The organism is Marinobacterium rhizophilum DSM 18822, from assembly GCF_000378045.1.
Taxonomy (GTDB): domain Bacteria; phylum Pseudomonadota; class Gammaproteobacteria; order Pseudomonadales; family Balneatricaceae; genus Marinobacterium_A; species Marinobacterium_A rhizophilum.
This window is the reverse complement of sequence record NZ_KB899106.1, coordinates 1-21,249: the sequence shown is the minus strand read 5'-3', so window position 1 is coordinate 21,249 and position 21,249 is coordinate 1. Positions and strand designations below refer to the sequence as shown.

The 21,249-nt window shown below is 57.3% G+C and carries 15 protein-coding genes; 10 read left to right on the top strand and 5 right to left on the bottom strand.

The genetic code is table 11. The features are described 5' to 3' along the window. Positions 1-103 precede the first annotated feature (103 nt). Positions 104-1,888, top strand: coding sequence for a PQQ-dependent methanol/ethanol family dehydrogenase (locus F451_RS0117660; RefSeq protein WP_020682730.1), 1,785 nt, complete (start codon positions 104-106; stop codon positions 1,886-1,888). A 125-nt stretch (positions 1,889-2,013) separates the two neighbouring features. On the opposite strand, the gene F451_RS25910 is transcribed toward F451_RS0117660, so the two are convergent. Further along, positions 2,014-2,550, bottom strand: coding sequence for a mechanosensitive ion channel domain-containing protein (locus F451_RS25910; protein ID WP_020682729.1), 537 nt, complete (start codon positions 2,548-2,550; stop codon positions 2,014-2,016). Between the two features lie 180 nt (positions 2,551-2,730). Beyond that, positions 2,731-4,005: a sugar MFS transporter gene (locus tag F451_RS0117650; RefSeq protein WP_020682728.1), complete on the bottom strand. Its 1,275-nt coding sequence runs from the start codon at positions 4,003-4,005 to the stop codon at positions 2,731-2,733. Between the two features lie 375 nt (positions 4,006-4,380). Here F451_RS0117650 and F451_RS0117645 point away from each other — a divergent pair, with 375 nt between their 5' ends. The 8 genes from F451_RS0117645 to F451_RS0117605 all read left to right on the top strand — a co-directional run bounded on the left by F451_RS0117645 (position 4,381) and on the right by F451_RS0117605 (position 16,640). Further along, positions 4,381-5,139 carry an AraC family transcriptional regulator gene (locus F451_RS0117645; protein ID WP_020682727.1) on the top strand — a complete coding sequence of 253 codons (759 nt, stop codon included), beginning with the start codon at positions 4,381-4,383 and terminating at the stop codon, positions 5,137-5,139. 155 nt (positions 5,140-5,294) lie between these two features. Next, positions 5,295-6,251, top strand: a complete 957-nt coding sequence (gene yddG / locus F451_RS0117640) for an aromatic amino acid exporter YddG (RefSeq protein WP_020682726.1) — start codon at positions 5,295-5,297, stop codon at positions 6,249-6,251. Positions 6,252-6,391: 140 nt separating this feature from the next. Next, complete coding sequence (gene exaC, locus F451_RS0117635) at positions 6,392-7,912, top strand: acetaldehyde dehydrogenase ExaC (RefSeq protein ID WP_020682725.1); 1,521 nt, start codon at positions 6,392-6,394, stop codon at positions 7,910-7,912. Between the two features lie 234 nt (positions 7,913-8,146). Next, on the top strand, positions 8,147-9,238 hold the full coding sequence (locus tag F451_RS0117630; protein WP_020682724.1) for an XdhC family protein: 1,092 nt from the start codon (positions 8,147-8,149) through the stop codon (positions 9,236-9,238). Positions 9,239-9,913: 675 nt separating this feature from the next. Further along, positions 9,914-10,858, top strand: coding sequence for a fibronectin type III domain-containing protein (locus tag F451_RS0117625; RefSeq protein WP_156826547.1), 945 nt, complete (start codon positions 9,914-9,916; stop codon positions 10,856-10,858). Next, on the top strand, positions 10,837-14,793 hold the full coding sequence (locus F451_RS0117620; protein ID WP_156826546.1) for a S8 family peptidase: 3,957 nt from the start codon (positions 10,837-10,839) through the stop codon (positions 14,791-14,793). Before F451_RS0117625 ends, F451_RS0117620 begins: the two co-directional genes overlap by 22 nt. Before the next feature lie 445 nt (positions 14,794-15,238). After that, positions 15,239-15,724 (top strand): VOC family protein, encoded by a 486-nt coding sequence (locus tag F451_RS0117610; RefSeq protein ID WP_020682720.1) that lies wholly within the window; start codon positions 15,239-15,241, stop codon positions 15,722-15,724. Positions 15,725-15,767: 43 nt separating this feature from the next. Next, positions 15,768-16,640: a GNAT family N-acetyltransferase gene (locus F451_RS0117605; RefSeq protein WP_020682719.1), complete on the top strand. Its 873-nt coding sequence runs from the start codon at positions 15,768-15,770 to the stop codon at positions 16,638-16,640. Positions 16,641-16,683: 43 nt separating this feature from the next. On the opposite strand, the gene F451_RS26850 is transcribed toward F451_RS0117605, so the two are convergent. From F451_RS26850 to F451_RS0117590, 3 genes are all read right to left on the bottom strand, one after another. Then, complete coding sequence (locus F451_RS26850) at positions 16,684-17,037, bottom strand: c-type cytochrome (RefSeq protein WP_020682718.1); 354 nt, start codon at positions 17,035-17,037, stop codon at positions 16,684-16,686. 169 nt (positions 17,038-17,206) lie between these two features. After that, positions 17,207-17,416 (bottom strand): DUF6726 family protein, encoded by a 210-nt coding sequence (locus tag F451_RS0117595; protein ID WP_020682717.1) that lies wholly within the window; start codon positions 17,414-17,416, stop codon positions 17,207-17,209. 268 nt (positions 17,417-17,684) lie between these two features. After that, on the bottom strand, positions 17,685-19,442 hold the full coding sequence (locus F451_RS0117590) for an adenylate/guanylate cyclase domain-containing protein (protein ID WP_020682716.1): 1,758 nt from the start codon (positions 19,440-19,442) through the stop codon (positions 17,685-17,687). Between the two features lie 918 nt (positions 19,443-20,360). On the opposite strand from F451_RS0117590, the gene F451_RS0117585 reads away from it, so the two are divergent. Continuing rightward, positions 20,361-21,249 (top strand): Re/Si-specific NAD(P)(+) transhydrogenase subunit alpha (locus tag F451_RS0117585; protein WP_020682715.1); only part of this gene is annotated, 889 nt, incomplete at its 3' end.

The window sequence follows — 21,249 nt, the reverse complement described above, 5'->3', positions numbered from 1 at the left end:
GTCCCGCATCGGCGAAAGGCTCTGTTGGCGTTTGCGGAACAACAGGGCGCATTCGCAAACGCCAACAGAGCCTTATAAGAACAAATCCGTAAAGGAGACTGTGATGAAGAGATTTGGCCGCATTCATGGCTTTGCTGTTACCACCCTGGTAGCCGCAATGTCGATGACCGGAATCACCCAGGCAGGTGTAACGGATCAGGATATTCAAAATGACCAGGCGACAACCGAAGACGTTGTCAGTTACGGCATGGGGCTGCGAGGTCAGCGTTACAGCCCACTGACCAAGGTAAACACCGATACCGTCAAGGAACTGCGCCCGGTGTGGGCTTTCTCCTTTGGTGGTGAGAAACAGCGCGGGCAGGAATCCCAGCCCATGGTGAAAGATGGCGTCATGTACGTGACGGCGTCCTACTCCCGTGTCTTTGCCATCGATGTCGCCAGCGGCGACGAGCTGTGGCAGTACGATGCGCGCCTGCCGGACGGCATCATGCCGTGCTGCGACGTGATCAACCGTGGTGTTGCCCTGTATGACGACCTGGTGATCTTCGGCACCCTGGATGCCAAGCTGGTGGCGCTGGACAAGAGCACCGGCAAGGTCGTGTGGAAGAAAACCGTGGAAGACTACAAGGCCGGCTATTCGTTGACCGCCGCGCCGATTGTGGTCAATGGCAAGGTGATTACCGGCGTCTCCGGTGGCGAATTTGGCGTGGTGGGCAAAGTTGAAGCCTACGACGCCAAGACCGGCGACATCCTCTGGACGCGCCCCACGGTGGAAGGCCACATGGGTTACCTGTGGAAGGACGGCAAGAAAGTCGAAACCGGTATCTCCGGTGGCGAAGCGGGTCGTACCTGGCCCGGCGACATGTGGAAAAGCGGTGGTGCAGCAACCTGGCTCGGCGGTACCTACGATGCCGATACCAACCTGATGTTCTTCGGTACCGGTAACCCCGCGCCCTGGAACTCGCACATGCGCCCGGGTGACAACCTCTTCTCCTCGTCACGTCTGGCGATCGATCCCGATGACGGCAGGATCGTCTGGCACTTCCAGACCACACCGCACGATGGCTGGGATTTCGATGGCGTCAACGAGCTGATTTCGTTCGATTACCAGGAAGGCGGAAAAACCGTCAAGGCGGCGGCTACCGCGGACCGCAACGGCTTCTTCTACGTGCTTAATCGCGAGAATGGCGACTTCATTCGCGGCTTCCCGTTCGTCGACAAGATGACCTGGGCCACGGGTCTGGATGAAAAGGGCCGTCCGCTGCTGGTTGAGGAAGGACGTCCCGGTAACCCGGCCGAGTCCGAAGGCGACAAGGGCAAGTCCGTATTCTCGGCACCGTCTTTCCTGGGCGGCAAGAACTGGATGCCGATGGCGTTCAACCAGGATACCGGCCTGTTCTACGTACCCTCCAACGAGTGGGGCATGGATATCTGGAATGAAGCGACCGCCTACAAAAAGGGTGCCGCTTACCTGGGCGCCGGCTTTACCATCAGTGCCCTGAACGATGACTATATCGGTGTACTGCGGGCAATGGATCCCAAAACCGGCAAGGAAGTCTGGCGTTACAAGAACTATGCCCCGCTGTGGGGTGGCGTCATGACAACCAAGGGTGGCCTGGTGTTCACGGGTAATCCCGAAGGTTACCTGATGGCCTTCGATGCCAAAACCGGCGAACAGAAGTACAAGTTCAACACCGGTTCCGGGATTGTTGGCACTCCCATCACCTGGGAACAGGATGGCGAACAGTATGTGTCGGTTGTCTCCGGCTGGGGCGGCGCGGTGCCCTTGTGGGGCGGCGAAGTGGCCAAGCGCGTGAAGCACCTGAACCAGGGCGGCACCGTCTGGACCTTCAAGCTGCCGAAGTCGGCAGAAGTGGCAGCGCGCTAAGCGCCTGTAATCGCCGGGGCCTGGTTAGCCCCGGCAGCAAGACGATCGACAAAAAAGAGGCCGCATGCCGTGCGGCCTCTTTTTTTGCGTCTTCAGTCTGGCACCGACAGACGCCTGGGCTGTTTTCACGGCAGCTTGAACGGTTCTATACGGGTTTTCGAGTTTGTGCTGTCATGGGGATTGGCCAGAATGATGACCGGCTTTTGCAGCAGCAGGTTGTTGGGGTAGGCGATGGTTTCGCCGTTTTCGCCCCGCAGCAAAACCTGGAAAAAGGTGATTTCGACGATTTCACCGACGATGGTTTCTTCATCATCAATAATGCGGATGCGGTGGCCGATGCGGGCCGGAAAGGCAAAGAAAATGATGATGCTGGAAGTGACATTGCTGAGGATCGACCACTGGGCGAACAGCGCCACACCGACGATGGCGAAGATCGACGAGGCGAACAGCATCAGGTTGCTGTAATCAACACTCCAGATCAGCGAGATCATCACCAGGGCGGTGAAGATGCAGAGGCCGTTGAAGTACTTGTTGATATAGATGACGCGCTGGACGGGCACCTTCTTGACCTGACCCAGCGAGCGGATCAGTTTGCGGACAAGGCCGAACAGCACGAAATAGCCGACGATAACGCCCAGGGTGGCAAGCAGTTGTGTGTACACGCAGTCCTCGCGATAGTGAGTGACGGGCAAGGATGCCAGCGAATGGGGGCGACCAGATCGCGCCACGAGAGGCCTTTGTAACACGGTGGACGGGTAAACACGAGATGCCCCGCGATGCTGCCGGGCCTGATGGCGGGGTAATACCCGCCCGCGACGCAAGGCGCCGCAGGCGGTGCCGGTTCAGATCGCTGCCTGTGGCCGGTGGCCGCGCAGGCCATAGAAGGCGATATAGAAGTAGCACACCAGCGGCAGCAGGAAGGACAACTGCACGCCGATCCGGTCGGCCAGCACACCCTGCAGCAGCGGCACCAGGGCACCGCCGACAATCGCCAGGCACAGAATGCCGGAACCCTGGCTGGTGCGATCGCCGAGACCCGACAGCGCCAGGCTGAAGATGGTCGGGAACATCACCGAATTGAACAGACCGACCAGCAGGACCGCAATGGCGGCCAGCTGGCCGTTACCCAGGGCCGCGACCAGCAGCAGGCAACTGGCGATCAGCGCATTGCTGGCCAGCACCGCACCCGGGCGGATGTGACGCATGATGGCGGCGCCAAAGAAGCGGCCGATCATTGCACCGCCCCAGTAGTAGGCGACATAGTGTGCGGCCTGGCGCTCCGCCATTCCTGCCACGTGTTCCTGGCCCAGGAAACTGATCATGAAGCTGCCAATCGACACCTCGGCACCGACATAGAGGAAAATGCCCAGTGCGCCGAGCAGCAGGTGCCGGTGTGTCCAGGCGGACGGCGAGGCGCTCTGTGCAGTGCCGGCAGTTGAAGACGTATCGCGCAGCTCAGGCAGTTTCAGCAGCTTGAACACCAGTGCCAGCAGCGCAAAGGCGCCCGCCAGCATCAGATAAGGCATCTGGACCGAATCGGCGCTGCCCTGGCCGTCCAGCTGAGCGGCGCCGGGGGCCGCCACCGAGAGGATCAGCAGGGCGCCAAAGAAGGGTGCCACCGTGGTGCCCAGTGCGTTGAAACCCTGGGTCAGGGTCAGACGGCTTGAGGCGGTTTGCGGTGTGCCCAGTGCGGTCACGTAGGGGTTCGCCGTGACCTGCAGCATCGTCACGCCCGAGGCCAGCACGAAGAGCGCGCCGAGAAACAGCGGATAGGAGTGCGCGGCGGCGGCCGGGTAGAACAGGGCGCAGCCGGTGGCGGCGGTGAGCAGCCCCAGCACGATGCCGTTCTTGTAGCCCAGGTGCCGGACCAGCCTGCCCGCGGGCAGCGAGACGACGAAGTAGGCGCCAAAGAAGCAGAACTGAATCAGCATCGCCTGGGTGTAACTCAGGGCGAAGGCGCTCTTGAGATGGGGGATCAGGATGTCGTTGAGGCAGGTGATAAAGCCCCACATGAAAAACAGCGATGTCAGCACCACCAGAGAAAACCGGTGGTTCTGGCCCGTGTGGGCGTCGACCGATGCTTTGTCGGTCAGTTCGTTGCTGAAAATACCGGCCATGGATGAGTCCTTTTGATTATTGCAGGTCGGGTGCCGGTTGATCGAAACCGACGGTGACATACCGCTTGAGGGTTAGCGCTATCACGGGCGGCATCCTAATGGCTCGGCCAGCATAAGTAAAATACTTTACGACACTCAGTGCCTGGGCTGAACGCGAGGCAATACGCGGGATTGCGGGAATATCCGAATTTTCTTAATACCGACCGCAGGCGTCTGTCGCCTGGGGCCGACAGCACCGACAGCACCGACAGACCGACAGGTCGCTTGCGTCGCTAGCACGGTGCTTTTTTAGAATGCGGGTCGAGACAGGTCCGGCCGCGGGATTGTTTAGCGCCAATGGCTGTGTGACGGCTTGGCCGGTGCTAAAATCCGGCCATGAACCCTGTACCCCTTGTTCTGGATCTGCGCAGTTACGACCGTGAAACCCGGCAGCATCAGCACGACTATCATCAGCTGGTGCTGCCGGTGAGCGGCGAGCTGGTAATGCAGATAGGGTCGCGTGAAGGCCGGGTGCACAGCAGCCAGGCGGCGATCATCAGTGCGGGTGAGGACCATGCCTTTGCCGGCGCGACAGGCAACCGCTTTGTTGTGGCCGATATACCGGTGGCACTGGCACCGGCGCTCGAGCGCCTGCCGGCCTTTATCGAGCTGGATGAGTCCATCAGCCATTATGTGCGTTTTTTGCAGGCGGAGCTGGAGCAGGGCGGCAGTCTGGCGGTACGGCGCCAGATGCTGCTGTTGCTGATCGAGTTGCTTGGCGAGCGTCATGAGCGGATCCCGGGCATCGATCGACGGGTGCGGGCGGCACAGGTCTGGCTGGATGCGCACCTGGATCAGCCAGTCACCCTGGCGCAACTCGCACTTGTTGCCCACCTGAGTCCGCGTCAGCTCACCGCGCTGTTTCGCGAATACCTGGCCATGACACCCCAACAGTACCTGCTGGAGCGGCGCATGCAGCAGGCCTGGAGGTTGCTTGAATCAGGCGATCTGAGCATTCAACGCATTGCCGAGCGGGTGGGTTACAACAGCCTGGCCGCCTTCAGTGACCGTTTTCGACGTCACTTTGGCAAATCGCCGCGTTATTTTCGCGGCGCCGGACATGCCGCTGAAGGGCCAGGTGCCACAGCGTCATAAGCGCCACCCATTGAGCGCCGACAAGTGCGCCATGTTGGCAAACTCATTCGCCTGAATGGCAAAGTCCGGCGCGTACGCTGGCGTTATGCTGGGCGTTTTCCACATGCAGGCAAACCGGAATGTCCAGGCACGTGCCAACACCGCACGCGAAAACGATGCACTTAAAAACACCGCACACCAGGCTGCAGCAGGGCGACACAAGGCATCAGCGCAGGGCGACGGCGATTGGCGCTATCTCGGTTTTTCTGTGGGGTCTGCTGGCCCTGTTTACCCAGCTCAGTGGTAACCAAATACCCCCGTTCCAGATGCTGGCGATGACCTTTGGCATTGCCTGGTTGCTGATGATGCTCAAAGGCTGCCTGTATGGCCCAAGCCCGTTGCGGGTCCTGCGCCAGCCTGGCCGTGCCTGGTTGCTGGGCGTGGGTGGGCTCTTTGGCTTCCACTTTTGTTACTTTCAGGCCATGGCGCTGGCACCGGCGGTTGAGGTGGGGCTTCTGGCCTATTTGTGGCCGCTGCTGATCGTGCTGTTTTCCGCGCTGCTGCCAGGGCAGCGGCTGCATTCGCTGCATGTTGCCGGTGCCGTGGCGGCGCTGGTCGGTTGCTGGCTGTTGCTGGGCAAGGGCGATACGGGTTTCGACATGCAGTACTGGCCGGGCTATCTGCTGGCGTTGTGTTGTGCACTGATCTGGTCAGGCTATTCGGTGGCCAGCCGGCTGGTGGCGCGCGTGCCCACCGATGCGGTTGGCTGGTTCTGTGGTGCCACGGCGCTGTTGGGGCTGGTGTGCCACCTGCTGTGGGAAAGCCCGGTCTGGCCGGAGAATCTGACCCAGTGGAGTGCGGTTGTGGGGCTGGGGCTGGGTCCGGTGGGCATTGCCTTCTTTACCTGGGATCACGGCGTCAAGCACGGCGACCTGCGTTTGCTGGGTGTACTGGCCTACGGGGCGCCGCTGATTTCCACCCTGTTACTGGTGCTGAGCGGTTTTGCCGAGCCGAGCCTGTCGTTGCTGCTGGCAAGCCTGTTGATTGTCGGGGGGGCCCTGGTGGCGGGTGTCGTGCCGGGCTGGTTGCAGCGCAGGGGGTCTGACTGGCGCTTCAAACAGGGTCAAAAGTAGTAGTTCACCGAGGAGTTTTCAATGCCAAGGGAGCATACCGGGGTTGCCGGCCTCATCGCTACTATGCAGTTGTAGTCGAACAGTATAAGGCGCCGGGATAAAACGGTCGTCGCAGCGATAACAACAAGAGGCATGAAAAAATGATCTACGCACAGCCAGGAACCGAAGGCTCCGTTGTTACATTCAAACCCCGTTATGGCAACTTCATCGGTGGCGAATGGGTCGCGCCGGTCAAGGGGGAGTACTTCCAGAACGTGTCGCCGGTCAATGGTCAGCCGTTCTGCGAGATTCCGCGCTCTACTGCTGAAGATATCGAGCTGGCGCTGGACGCCGCCCACAAAGCCAAGGCTGCCTGGGGCTCAACGTCTGTTACCGAACGTTCCAATATTCTGTTGAAGATCGCCGACCGCCTGGAAGCCAATCTCGAAACGCTGGCAGTGGCAGAGACCTGGGACAATGGCAAGGCCGTGCGTGAAACACTCGCCGCAGACGTGCCGTTGTGCGTCGATCACTTCCGTTACTACGCCGGTTGTATCCGAGCTCAGGAAGGCTCCATTGGCGAGATCGATCAGAACACAGTCGCCTATCATTTCCATGAGCCGCTGGGTGTTGTTGGTCAGATTATTCCCTGGAACTTCCCGCTGCTGATGGCCGCATGGAAGCTGGCGCCTGCGCTGGTTGCCGGCAACTGTGTCGTGCTCAAGCCCGCCGAGCAGACGCCTGCGTCCATTCTGATCTTGGCTGAGCTGATCTCCGACCTGCTGCCCGCCGGTGTACTGAACATCGTTAACGGCTTTGGCAGGGAAGCCGGTGAAGCCCTGGCAACCAGCAAACGCATCGCCAAGATCGCGTTCACCGGTTCCACGCCGGTCGGTGCGCACATCCTCAAGTGCGCGGCTGACAACATCATTCCGTCGACAGTTGAGCTGGGCGGCAAGTCGCCGAACATCTACTTTGCAGATGTTATGAACCACGAAGACAGCTTCCTGAGCAAGTGTGTCGAGGGCACCGTGCTGGCTTTCTTCAACCAGGGCGAAGTCTGCACCTGCCCGTCGCGTCTGCTGGTGCAGGAAAGCATCTACGACGAGTTCATTGCGATGGTGATCGAGCGTACCCGCCAGATCAAGCGTGGCAACCCGCTCGATACCGACACCATGGTGGGTGCACAGGCATCCGAGCAGCAGTACAACAAGATCATGAGCTACTTTGACATCGGCCGTGAAGAGGGTGCGCAAGTGCTGATCGGCGGTGACTCCGAGAAACTCGAAGGCGGCCTGAACACCGGCTACTACATTCAGCCGACCCTGCTCAAGGGCAGCAACACGATGCGCGTCTTCCAGGAAGAGATCTTCGGACCGGTCATCTCGGTTACGACCTTCAAAGATGAAGCCGAAGCCCTGGCGATTGCCAACGATACCGAGTTTGGCCTTGGTGCCGGCGTATGGACCCGCGACATGAACCTTGCCTATCGCATGGGACGTGGTATTGAAGCCGGCCGCGTCTGGACCAACTGCTACCACCAGTACCCGGCACATGCCGCTTTCGGTGGCTACAAGAAGTCCGGTGTGGGTCGCGAAACCCATAAAATGATGCTGGATCATTACCAGCAGACCAAGAACCTGCTGGTGAGCTACGACGTTAACCCGCTGGGCTTCTTCTAAGTCTGCCAGGATCGACCTTTACCGCAGCGTGGCCCATCCACGCTGCCTTGCAGATCGACTGGTTCTTCCTATGGGTCAGTCAACCCCCCCTGACCGAGTGCTCTCACTCTCAGGTTTTTAGCGCGGCTTGCCGCGCTTTTTTTTGTCTGAAATTTTATTTATTTTTTAACGCGCATGCTGTGGTGAGCACCATCGCTCCTGGTGAACGACAAGACTTAACGGTGAGGACTCGGCATGTCGAATCAGCTCATTGCCCTGCTGGGTGAGTGGCATCCTTTGCGGGATGACACTGACTGGGTGCTGGGGACTGTCTACCAAAGCGAAGGTCCGTCCTATCGCAAGGCCGGGGCGCTGATGCTGTTCAGCGCACAAGGGCATCAACTGGGCATGTTGAGCGGGGGCTGTCTGGAGTCTGATATCCACCGTCATGCGCGCAGGGTCATGCACAGCCGCAAGGCCCTGACCCTGACCTATGACGGTAGCGATGAAGACGACATTTCCTATCAGCTCGGGATCGGCTGCGGCGGTACGGTGCATATCCTGCTTCAGCCGGTGGGCAGGGACAATGACTATCTGATGCTCGAAAGCGTCTTGCATGCCCTGCGTGAGTCCGGCAACCGCCACTACTACCAGTTGATGCCCGATAGTGCAGGGCAGGTGGCAGCACGCTTCATGGAGGATGCTTCCTCGACGGGGTTCACTCCGAGCAGACCGTCCAGCGTATGCGCGCAACGCGGCCAGCGCTGGCTGCATACCCATGTCACGCCGCCGCCCCACCTGCTGATCGTGGGCGGTGGAAATGACGCACGTCCCGTTGCATCGATTGGACATCAATTGGGATGGTGCATCAGTATTTGGGACCCTCGTCCTGCCAATGGCCGGCGCGAGTATTTTACCAGCGCCGATATGTTGTTGTCTGGTGCCGCATCAGAGCTGTCTCGTTATGCCGACAGTGAGAGTGTGAATGCAGCGGTGCTGATGAGTCACAATATTCGCCTGGATGTCGAAGCGCTGAGGGCACTGCACGACTGCCGCCTCGGCTACCTGGCCCTGCTGGGGCCCGATAGCCGCCGGCAGCGGGTTTTGGCTGAAGCGGGACTGACGCCCGGTGCCCTGGGAGTACCGCTGGCGGGGCCCGCCGGGCTCGACATCGGTGGCGAGCTGCCGGAAACCATCGCCCTTGCCATTCTCGCCGAGTGCCAGGCGGCGTTGCATCATTGCTGTGCTCGATCACTGAGTGGAGTTTTGGCCACAGAAGGCAAGTCCGTGCAGCAGCCACGCCAGGCTGCTGGCGCTTCGCACCTGCTTATTCGCTCTACTTATTAACCTGGTGGACAAATAGGTTCCCTATCTAATTGTCCGTCACCCCACAAAACAGGCGCAAGTGCGTGACGTGCTGGTTTTCGTGGGGCTCGCATTGCCCTGCGGGTTAATACATGAAGCATCCCTGCTTCATGTATTAACCCGCCTGATACTAGTCAGTCTCAATGCGTCTCTGGCCTGCAGCACACGCCGGAACTATTTAAACACGCAATCTGACCCTCTCCTACGCGCTGCGTGATCGGTTCTAATTTTCCGGCAAAGGGCGCTTACGCCTCCTATACTCTATGCTTTATTTATTCTGTAAATATTGTGAAGCGCTAATTCGGCGATAAATTATTACCGGTAACCGGTAGAGGTCATCATGGTAAATGGGAATTTGCCGGAAATCGCGCAGCACGTTCGTTTGCGTGCAAGTCTCAACAGAAATAACAACTGTGTGCGACAACACCAGGATTCAATACGGTGTCCAGGTCGCATTACGGCAATTCATTTGAGGATAGCAATTCAGAGCCAGTCGGCAGTCATACTGGCCCTGCATTAATGTCGTCTGGCGTTTCGATAACAAAACAGGTATCTCAAATGGGCTTTTGTCGATCAAAATTAAGCAAACTCCTAATCCTATTCGTTTTATTCACATTCTCGGTTATCGCTAGTGCAAAGCCTGAAGCGTGCAAAGGCGTGTCTGAAAAATGCACCAAGGACACGCTGTATGACAAAACGATCGGAGGATCGGTCTACAGTTGTTACGACTGCAAACAGGCACTGTGCAAAGACGGCGGGGAAGGCGGGCTCGCCGGGACCAAGACATCATCGGTCTGTACCGAAAAAGCGTCAACCTTCACACCTATCACCAACGACGACGTTGCCCACGACGCCCCCACCGAGCTCGCTCCGCAATCCGGCCAGACCCCGGCAAGTGGAATCAGGCCGCGCTCTTTCACGTCCGAGTTGGTCGTTATTCCAACCCAAGGCTGTGATGCCAGAAATACAGCAATGTGTTCTAAAAATGGTGCCACCTGTGACGTGATAAAGGCTGCAAATGGCGCAAACACTGAGGTGTGCCGCTGGTCGTCCACAACGAGTGCGAACGCCTGCAAGCGCACTGGCGGGATTTGGACAGCAGCAAATTCGAAGTACGCCAAAAGCCATCCCGGCGCGGTCGTTGCCGGAAACGCTGGAGCCTGTATCACTGAGGTTAAGAACATCAGTAGCAAGACGCCCGGTAAAGTCGCGAATGGTGACCCTCATGTCTTGAAAACGGGCAAGTCGCCCAGCACCAGGGAATCAGGCTTGGTTCCACCATCGGGTCTGAAAGTGGCTAACGTGGCTCGAACCACATTGACACTCACATGGATAGATAACTCCGATCAGGAATATGGCGTGGAGTTGTATCGGGTGGATCCGGTTGAAGCGCGCCGTAACCCGGCAAATAGCTGGGAATTTATCGGGCTGTTCGAGGAGCGGGTCGACGCCAATGTGAAGGGGACAGGAACACGGTCGGACGAGGATTACGATCTCAACCCGAATACCAACTACTGTTATCGACTGCGCGCTTTTATCGGGTTTGACCGGTCGAAAGTCTCCGACTACTCGGAAACGGTTTGCACCAAAACAAAACCATAGGCGGTGGCAGCGTGCTCAATAAATTCCGTTGTGCAATCTCAACGACGCTGGCTGTTTTGGTCGCGTGCAGCTTCATGCTCGACATGGGCGAGGCACATGCCACGAACCAATCCACTACCATTGTCGCGGTCGTTGATAGTGGGGTGGATGCGGGCCATCGAGACCTCAAGGGAAAGCTCGTACCTGGCTTCGATCTGACGAATGGCAACGATCCCAATGCCGACAGAGTGGGTCATGGCACGGCGATGGCGAGCCTGATTGCTGGAGATTTATCGGGAGCATGCGGCCACTGCAAAATCATGCCCTTGAAGATAACCGACAGCATGACCGTCGATCTGGGCAAGGTGGCTGCTGCCATTGATATCGCTGTTCAGGAAGGCGTGTCGCTGATCTACGTTGGTGCGGGTGCCGTCGAGACGGATGACAGCCTGACGCGCGCGATCGAAAACGCCCATGCGGCAGGTGTAACCATTGTCGCTCCGGTGGGCACTCAAGGGCTTGCAGCTCCACTGTATCCAGCCGCCTTTCCGTCTGTTATTGCGGTGGCGGCACTGGATCGAGACGGACAATTGCTTAACGCCAGCAATAACCCGGGTAACGGGTCGCTCTTTGCAATGGGTCAAGACGTCAACGTTGCCAATGTCAGCGGGGGCTATCGCCGTGTGAGCGGGAGTTCACCTGCAGCAGCCGTTATTGCGGGTCAACAGGCGCAAGCAATTGATCAACACCCAAGGCTGGCTGTTACGCAGCGAAGCCTCGCCATCATCAACCACACAGTACCGGGTCTAGAAAGCCCTTTGGACCCTCAGCTCACCGCCAGGCTGCAATATGCAGACACGGATGATACGGACATCATACTGGATGCCCCCTGGCGAACCATACGGGATTACTTGCCTTTTCTGGTGTTTATCCCTGAATTTGAACAAACAGGAAACGAGAAAAGAACCCTGCAGAAAATCGAGCTGCATAATTACGACAGAATGTCCGGCGCTGAAAAGGATCTTATCTTTCAGGATGTCCCTCATGGAGTCGATCAGACAAGCTGCGCCGGCAAGAAAATTGAAATCATTGATTCAGAGGGCCGTGCCCGCGATACGGTTGGGACTGACGAGCCCATCGTCGATTTCTGGCACTACATAGCCAAAGTTCCGGTTGATTGCATTGGTGTCGGATCCCGAAAGGGGGTTGCGGGGGAGCATTTTCTGCTGGCGCGTGTTTACTGGACAACGGTTATTAAAACCGAAGATAAGTCCATAACGCACAATTATAATGTGCATGCTGTCTTGCGCGTTCTGGTAGGCAGCAACGGCTTTCCACGATTCGATTCTGCGGATCATTACTACGACGCACATGTTCATACCATCGCTGAGCAGACGGGGTGGCATGGCGTGACCAACGTAGATGCCGCGGCAAAAGCGTATGGCGGGCCACTGGCCATGCTCACGGAGAGCGCCTATGCCCTTGGCCTCATAGAGACACGATTGAAAAACGGCAATTGGACAGCCTTTCGTGACCAGCTTGCAACGACCGATCACAACGTCTTTTACTCCCGCAACCCCTATGATGCTGGAACCTCTCCGGGATACGGTCCAACGGCCAATACCAAGGGCAATGAGTTCAAATGGTATCGTGATCATTTTGGCGAATTAAGTGGCGAGGAAGTTACGCTGCGCGGAACAGGCCGGACTGTGCATTCAGACATGACGAAGGCCATAGGGAGTCACTTTTTGGTGTATGGTGGCCCACACTTTGAGGGCCCCTGGCATGGCGGACACTTTACGGCTGATCCGGATGCGGAAGGGCTTGGTTTTGACCTTACAACGCTGACTGATCAGGTCGGTGTTAAAAATCCGAACGAACTGATCCCCGTTCTGGAACGATTAAGCCATACCGATGCCTTTGGCTACGCCGCCCACCCGTTCAGTTCTGCTAGCGGATGGAGCAAGCAGTACTTTGAACAGGCAATCGGCTTGCCTCCCCATCACAACGTTGGCGGAAAAAATAGCAGGATTCTGCAGAAAGACGCCAGGGATTTTATATTTAAAGGATCACAGGTCTGGAATGAGAAACATGACTTCAAATCGACCGCAGAAATGCTGGGCGGTCATTTGGCGGTGCGTGACCTTAACCATTTCGACCCATTTACACCCTCTGGAACATCACAGCGATTTGTGTCTAACCCAAGTTGGGTCAAGGATGTAAATGGCGCGGTTGGTGAATATGTCGGGTTTCTTAAACAGGGTCTGAAATATAACTTCCAGCAACAGCCCGATTCCAGGTTTATTCGCAAGCTTTACATGAGCGCGGGAACAGACGCCCACGGCGATTTTAATTATCTCACCAGCCTGGAAAGCACCGCCGTCGCTGAAATCTATGACTATTTTAATGCATCCGTGAAAAGTGCTGCGGCGTCAAGCAACGCGTTTGGCCGCGTGCGCACTTACACCTTAAGCGGCGAAAAACAGGGAAGGTTTCTGCAGCCGCAACGCACCACAGGAGCATTCAACGCAAGTCGCACGCGTACCGCGCAAGTCGCGCTTGCCGGCACCGGCAGCCAGGTCGCAATAGATGACAGCAGGCCGGGAGGCGGATCCATAACAACGGTCAGTGCGTTGCGTGCCTCCGTCAGCGCCTATCGCGAAGGTAATACGATTCTTACCGATGGACCTATTTGCAAATTTAGCGTGGACAGCGAATGCCGATTTGACTCGAATACAGAAAATCCGCAATGGCATGACGGTCTTTGTGCCTGGGAAAACGCCGATGGCCGAATTGGCGGTGAAGGGGATTTTGACGGTGGCGGCTCTGCGCTGATCAGCCGCGGTTCGAATGCCCTGCTAAGCACCCTTTGGGATGGCAGAAATGACTACATTCCTATCGTCAATGGACAGCCGGACAATATTGAGTTCACGTTGTCTGCGCATTATTCAAACGGGCCTAGCGTCGCCAAGGTCATGGACGGAGGGCCCAGAGGTCAGGTCCAGTATGTTGCTCTGGCGCCAGACATGATGCAGGGGATTACCGAGCATCGGGATTATTCGCCATCCGCTTTGATGCTGCGGGGAGATTTGGGTTCTGCGGAAAGTGGCGCCGCCTGCATCACCAATCCCGTATGGGCCATTCCGGTGAAGTTTTCCTATCCTGCGGCACCGAGCGAGTGTTCAATCAAGCCTGGAGAACTCCGCGTTTCCATCAGTTTCGGTGTATCAATGGACAGTACATTGAGTGATCGATGCGCGGGGGGCAACTGCCTTGCACCGGCAGCTGGTGGGCAGGCGAATTACCAGGGTCCAACAATCAAGGTTTACCCGCTGGATGGTTCTGGCCAAAGTATTGGCAACGGTGTCAGCTTGAAACCGCGCTGGTTCGCCAATAACTTGTCGGGTCCGGGCTTTAAGAAAATCGCAGATGCCAATCTGGTGGGTGATAACAAATCAGAAATTGCATGTCCTGGTGCCGATTGGGATGCCAACAGCCACACAAGGAAACGCAATGTCAGGTCATATGCAGTCATAGTGTCCAACCTTCGGGATATGCACGGCAATGAACTCAACGCGATAGCCGATACATTTACCCTGAAAAAAGCCAGCGTTAATAGAGTTCCGCCAAGCCCAGCTGGCAACACCGGTACCGTCTTTGATCCAGGCAAAGGGGGTCGCAGACCCAAACCAAACCTGAGTTGCGGGGCCGCCAGCACCAACCTGTGCAAGGGCTACGGCGCCAGTTGTGAGGTAGTCACGGCGACCAACGGTAAACGAAGTGATCTGTGCCGGTGGAGTGCCAGGAACAGTGCTGGCGCATGCGAGCGGCGTACTGCCGGAATTTGGACTAAGGCGGGATCACGCTATGCGAAAAACCATCCTGGCGCAGTCCAGCCAGGCACAGCAGGGGCCTGTATCACTGAAGTGAAGAATCTTAAAAACAGGATTCAATAAATGACCACGCCGCAAGCTCTTAATCCGGCGGGTTTATACATACAGCAGGGACGCTGAAACATTCGTCGCAGGCAACGAGCTCCGGAAGGACCCGCATATTCGCAGCATTCGCTCCCGTTTAAGGAAAGGGCGGTGTCTTTGGACACCGCCCTCTCTTTTTTGAATCTATTGCTCAGGGGCTGCGGACGTTCGCGGATATGTTCTTCCGGGACTGATTGCGTACAAGACAATGCGCGAGTTGCGTGTGGGTTGAGATGTCGGCTCTTCGGAAACTGGTACACTTCAGGTGCGAGGATTGTTCCATGATGCGGTGCTGGCTAGCCGAATAAAATCGCTGGCGCACGGAGCCGAAGTGTACGAGATGACCGATGGATTCGCCGTGTCGCTGCAGCACGAAAGGTTCGAGTCGATCTTAAATTAGCAGGCAAGTACTGGAGACCTAGCAGTGATTCAAAAACTTCACCACAGCGCTTATCGCTGCCGTGACTCTGAGCAAACGCGACGGTTTTACGAGGATTTCCTCGGCCTGCCGCTGGCCGGTTCACTCTGGATCCAACAAACCAAAACCGGGCGCGAAACAGCGGTGCTGCATACGTTCTACGAACTCGACGACGGCTCCTATATCGCTTTTTTCGAAGACCCCGCCACGCCATTTGATTTCAGTCCGCAGCGGGACTTCGATCTGCATCTCGCGCTCGAGGTGGATGAAGCACAGCTTGAACCCATGCTTGAAAAGGGCCGCAAGGCCGGTCTCGAAGTGCGTGGTATTACCGATCATGGCTTTATTCATTCAATTTATCTTCGAGACCCCAACGGTTACGTCATCGAACTGGCGGCCCGAATGCCCGATCACGCAACGGCGATGGACCCGTCCCGCAATGAAGCCCGCGCCATTCTCGATCGCTGGCAGGCCAGCAAGCAGACGAACTAGCCGTGAATTCGGCAATACATAGACAGACTCGGCGGAGGTTCCCATGCAGCCACACAATTACAGCATTCGCACCATGGTCCGCAGCGAGGTGGATATCGCCATCGACTGGGCGGCGCAGGAGGGCTGGAATCCAGGCCTGCACGATGCCGACTGCTATTACGCTGCCGACCCAAATGGCTTCCTGGTGGGGTTGCTCGATGACACGCCCATCGCTGCCATCTCCGTGATCCGCTACGGCGAGACATTCGGCTTCCTGGGATTTTATATCGTTCATCCCGAGTATCGGGGGCAGGGCTATGGCATCCAGATCTGGAGGGCGGGACTGAACTACCTGGCGGACCGCAATATTGGTCTGGATGGCGTGGTGGACCAGCAGGACAACTACCGGCGCTCCGGGTTTACTCTGGCGTATCGTAATATTCGCTTTGAGGGTATCGGCGGCGCGATTTCTGATGCCATGCCGGCGGCTGATATTGGCACGGAGGCGGTGGTGAACCTGTCCCGGTTGCCGCTGGATGTGCTTGAGGCCTATGACCGGCCCTTCTTCCCGGATGATCGTGGCCGTTTTATCCGTGGCTGGGTGAAACAGCCTGACTGCCATGCGCTCGGCATCCTCGATGCCGGCGTGCTGGTGGGATACGGTGTTATCCGGCCCTGTCGCAGCGGCTACAAGATAGGCCCGCTGTTTGCCGACACCCCGCAGCTGGCAGAGTCACTGTTTGTGGCGCTGAAATCCCGCGTCGGGCCGGTCGAAAAGGTGTATCTGGATACGCCCGAAGTGAACCCTGCTGCGGTGGCAATGGCGCAACGCTATGGAATGAGCATATCGTTCGAAACCGCTCGAATGTATACGGGGGATGCGCCGGATCTGCCGCTGGAGCGGATTTTCGGTGTGACTTCGTTCGAGGTTGGATAGTTAGCGGCTGTACGTGGAGAGCGCAGTGCGATTCAGGTTCTGTTTACTCCGGTGCCGGCTGCAGAGCCGGAAATGGCGGCGGGTCGGTACGGTCGAGTTTCGAGAAATAGTCCGCCACCGCATCGATTTCTCTGTCTGTCAGCATGGTCGCCACCTGGTCCATGGTACTGCCCGGCACCAGGTTGTCCCTGTGACCTCGCAGGATGTCCACAAGCCGCGTTTTTTCCATGCCTGCCAGGTAAGGCCAGCCGGGCATTGCGGGCACGCCTTCCCGCTGGTGGCAGGCGGCGCAGCCTTGCGCCACCTGCGGCACCTCGGTTTCGTCTTCTGCCCCTGCACCGTTGCCGCCAACGGCACCCAGCAGGCACAGCAGGGCGATTTTCGTTTTGCTTACCATCGGAGGCTCCATTAGAGATTCCATTGGGTGTTTCATTGGCGTTTTATTGGGTCAGGTTCCTAAAGCTTGAAACGTGGTTCTTGTGCGATACCGGCAGTGCAACGTTCAGAGTATAGCCGCGAAACCGCTTATTCCGGCAGGATAGCCAGTCAGCAGGGGCCGCCCCTGATCAAATCGGCACCAGGTCAATGGTATCCGCCGCCGTATCGATGGCTTCATCGACGCTATTGCCAACCACCGGCACGATCGAAATCACAGCGCCGCCGATGCGCATCGGTACCGTCACGATTTTGGTCAAGACACAGCCGCTCAGCGCCAACGCCAGCGCGGCGGTAACAGCCAGTTTCGGTAAAGTTCCGGTTTTCTTTGATGTTTTCAAACTTCAGTCCCTTGATTGTCGGAGTTTCAGGATTACGCGGGTAACTGGCAGCGGATGCCGATGCTCGAGAACTATGGAGCATAACGGATCTCGCGCGCAGATGGGGCACATGCACCGCTATTCTGTCTTCGCTGCACGTTCGAAGCGGGCGAAAGCAAAGCGCAAGGCTCTCACGTCGTGCTGAGCCCGCAGCAGCTGAAGCCTGGCCGCAATGGCACGTGCCGGCAGCGCACGTGCCCCGGTGGCTCAGTGGTCCAAGTAAGGCTTTTCAGGCACTGACCAGGGCTCTGGGTCTTTTGCCCGTCATCAGGTAGGTGTGCATCTCGCCTTTGCCGCGCACACGTATAAGGCCACGGTCCTCGAATGTATAGTCGTGTTGCAGGTATTTATAAGTCTCATCTGAAACATGGATACGCCCGCTCAGACCCATGGATTCCATGCGCGATGCTATGTTTACGGCATCGCCCCAGATATCGTAGATAAACTTCTTGGCGCCAATCACACCGGCAACGACCGGACCGCTGTTGATGCCGATGCGTAGTTTCAGATCCATGTGGTGGCGGTGGTTAAAGTCGACAATGACGGCCAGCATATCCAGTGCCATATCCGCGACGACCTCTGCATGGTTATCGCGCACTGTGGGCAAACCGGCGACCACCATGTAGGCGTCACCGATGGTTTTGATCTTTTCCAGCCCCCTGATTTCGCAGATTTCATCAAACTCGGTGAAAATTTCGTTTAGATAGCGGACCAGTTGGGTCGGGGATAGCGTCGAAGCCAGCGGCGTAAAGTTGACGATATCGGCAAACATAATGGTCACGTTGGCAAAACTGTCGGCGATGGTGCCTTCACCCTGTTTGAGCCGTTCTGCGATCGGCGCGGGCAGAATATTCAGCAGAAGCTGTTCGGACTTTTGTTTTTCGTCCGACAGTGCGCTCAGGGTTTCGTTGAGCCGGTCGATCATTTCATTGAAGTTGCTTGCCAGGGCGCCGGTCTCGTCACGGGTCAGTACCGGCGCGTGCAATGTCAGGTTGCCCAGTGCGATCTCGTGGGCTGTCGATGATATCGCCAGAATAGGTCGCGTGATCGTTCGTGTAATCAGATAGATGCCAATGGCGAGCAGGAGTACTGCAAGCATGCCCAGGCTGACGAGCGACCAGCCCAGGCGGGTCGCCGGTGCCAGTGCCTCGGATACGCTGATTTCCGTCAGCAGTGCCAGTTGCAGGTTGGGTAACCAGCGGTAGCTGCCAATCACAGGCTCTCCGGTATAGCTTTGATAGAGCCCAGCGCCAGCGGTGCCGGCAACGGCGCTATCAATGCCCAGGCTTCGCACTTCGCCGGTCTCGTCGATATTGGTAAAGGGCGCCTCGGCGATGAGCTGATGGCGACTGTCGACAAGATAAGACTGGCCGGTGCTGCCGAGGCCGGTGCGTCGGCTGACGATCTCGACCAGAATCGGAAGCCGAATATGGGCGGCGAGCACCGCGTAGGGGTCTCCTTCCATATCCAAGAGAGGTGCTGCTACGGTGAGTGTCGGTTTGCCGGTATCCGGTGACGGGTATACGGGCTGCACATGGGTTTCCTGGCGGCCCGAGTGGAAATAACCCACATTTTTACGGTTGCTGTTTTCGTCGGTCGGGTTGGTGGAAAAAAACACTCGACCGGTTGTCACATCGAGCAGCAGAATATCGATCAGGTCCGTGGCCATGACGGCCCATGAACCTCGATATGTCGAATTGAACAGGGTATTTGCAAGGTTCAGGTAGGCACTCTGATATTCCGGCGTATCGGCCTGCTGTTCAGCAAGCAAGAGTCCCGCCTGGCGCAACTCTTCGAGGGCGGCTATCTGGGTAACGGTCTCGACCTGGCCGGTGATAAAGCTCTGGATTTCCTGTTCCTTGTATTCGGCGATGACCTCGAAGCGGGTGATCGCCATCGCTTCCAGCCTGTTCGCCGACAGCAGGTACGTGGCACCTGCCATAACGATAACGACCGACATCGATACCAGCAGAAAATAGGCGGTCATTCTGGCTTTCAGGCTTTTCTTCAAGAACCTCATTGCACGGACCTCTGCCTATATGTTCAGGTCTTCATTGCTGTACTTGTGGTCTGGGTGCCGCAATGCTGGCGCCTTCTGTATCCAGGCAATCTGCACGTTGTCTACTAGAGGGTAGCGGCTTTTGGCAACTTCTCTGAACCCCACTGGACAGAAGACACGGATTATCGGGAGTTCAGATAATAGGCGCGACACTCATGGTTAAGCCTACGGATCGAAGATTTTCGACTATCCGTGGTGCAGTGCGCCGATCGGCGTCGCTTGCCATGGATGCGGCGATGCCAATCGCGTTATCGCAGTGCAAAGGGTCAGAGGCTTGATCTGGCCGCTGGTGGGTAATTTCGTAACGGGTAGTCCCTTGTTAAAAAATATGTGCACACATCACAGTCACACTCCCTTTTAATTACTTTTCTTGATCGAAAGGTCAATTAAAAATAACGTCATGTAACGCCCCCACAATGAACGAATGTGTCGACGCCGCTATCAATCGGGCCAGCTGGCTGCAGAATGAAAAATACCTGGTGAGAAGAAAGGCGTGCATTGTCGTATCCATAAGCAATTCACTATAGCCATAGGTTTAATACCAAAAATATGTAAAATATGTACCTTCCGCCCCTCGACTGAAACAATTGAAACAAATACATTAAGCGCAGTTAAGTGCAGGAACTGGCCAGACAGTCGTCGGCATGCAGTCGTCGGCATGGCCTCGTCGACAGACAACCAGGTGTCGTTATTGGTGAGGTGCATGTGCCAGCAAAAGGGCATAGTCACGCGGCATTCGCCTTGCACGCCTGTCGGTGAGCTGCATTAGGAATTCCAGGGGAGCTCCAGGACGGGCTTCGTTATAAGTTTTAAATAAAGCCATTTGTATTACGGAGAATAATTACCATGCGAATAGGTGTGCCCAAGGAGATCGACGAAGGGGAAAAGCGCGTCGCGCTCACCCCCGAAGTCGCTGTTCAGTTGCAGAAGCTTGGCTTCAGTCTGGCGATTGAGACCGGTGCCGGCCTGGAGGCGAGTTTCGATGACGACCAATACCGCGCCGCCGGGGTCGAGATCGTCGAAGATCCAAAGGAGCTGTGGCACTCGTGCGATATCGTCATGAAGGTGCGTCCGCCCAGCCCACATCCGGAACTGGGTTTTTACGGCATCGAGTTGCTGGGCAAGGGCCAGACCCTGATCAGTTTCCTCTACCCGGCGCAGAATCCGGAAATGCTGCAGGAACTGTCGGATCGTGGTGTTACGGCGCTGTCGATGGACTCCGTACCGCGTATTTCCCGCGCCCAGAAAATGGATGCACTGAGCTCCATGGCCAACATTGCCGGTTACCGCGCCGTGGTTGAGGCGGCACAGCATTTCGGCCGCTTCTTCACCGGCCAGATCACCGCGGCCGGCAAGATTCCGCCCGCCAAGGTGCTGGTGATCGGCGCCGGCGTAGCGGGTCTCGCGGCCATCGGTGCGGCCAAGAGCATGGGCGCCATCGTGCGTGCCTTCGATACCCGCCCGGAAGTGAAGGAGCAGGTCGAGAGCATGGACGGCGAGTTCCTGATGCTCGACTTCAAGGATGAGGACGGCAGCGGTCAGGGCGGTTACGCCAAGACCATGAGCCCCGAGTTCATCAAGGCGGAGATGGATCTGTTCGCGGCCCAGGCTGCCGAAGTGGATATCATCATTACCACCGCACTGATCCCGGGCAAGCCGGCCCCTGAACTGATTACCGAGCGCATGGTTGCCAGCATGAAGCCGGGCAGCGTTATCGTTGACCTGGCCGCCGAAG

Excerpts from the sequence above, each read along its gene's own strand:
- F451_RS0117660 (WP_020682730.1), top strand. The coding sequence starts at position 104 with ATGAAGAGATTTGGCCGCATTCATGGCTTTGCTGTTACCACCCTGGTA.
- F451_RS0117650 (WP_020682728.1), bottom strand. The coding sequence starts at position 4,005 with ATGGCCGGTATTTTCAGCAACGAACTGACCGACAAAGCATCGGTCGAC.
- F451_RS0117645 (WP_020682727.1), top strand. The coding sequence starts at position 4,381 with ATGAACCCTGTACCCCTTGTTCTGGATCTGCGCAGTTACGACCGTGAA.
- yddG (WP_020682726.1), top strand. The coding sequence starts at position 5,295 with ATGCACTTAAAAACACCGCACACCAGGCTGCAGCAGGGCGACACAAGG.
- exaC (WP_020682725.1), top strand. The coding sequence starts at position 6,392 with ATGATCTACGCACAGCCAGGAACCGAAGGCTCCGTTGTTACATTCAAA.
- F451_RS0117630 (WP_020682724.1), top strand. The coding sequence starts at position 8,147 with ATGTCGAATCAGCTCATTGCCCTGCTGGGTGAGTGGCATCCTTTGCGG.
- F451_RS0117605 (WP_020682719.1), top strand. The coding sequence starts at position 15,768 with ATGCAGCCACACAATTACAGCATTCGCACCATGGTCCGCAGCGAGGTG.
- F451_RS26850 (WP_020682718.1), bottom strand. The coding sequence starts at position 17,037 with ATGGTAAGCAAAACGAAAATCGCCCTGCTGTGCCTGCTGGGTGCCGTT.
- F451_RS0117590 (WP_020682716.1), bottom strand. The coding sequence starts at position 19,442 with ATGACCGCCTATTTTCTGCTGGTATCGATGTCGGTCGTTATCGTTATG.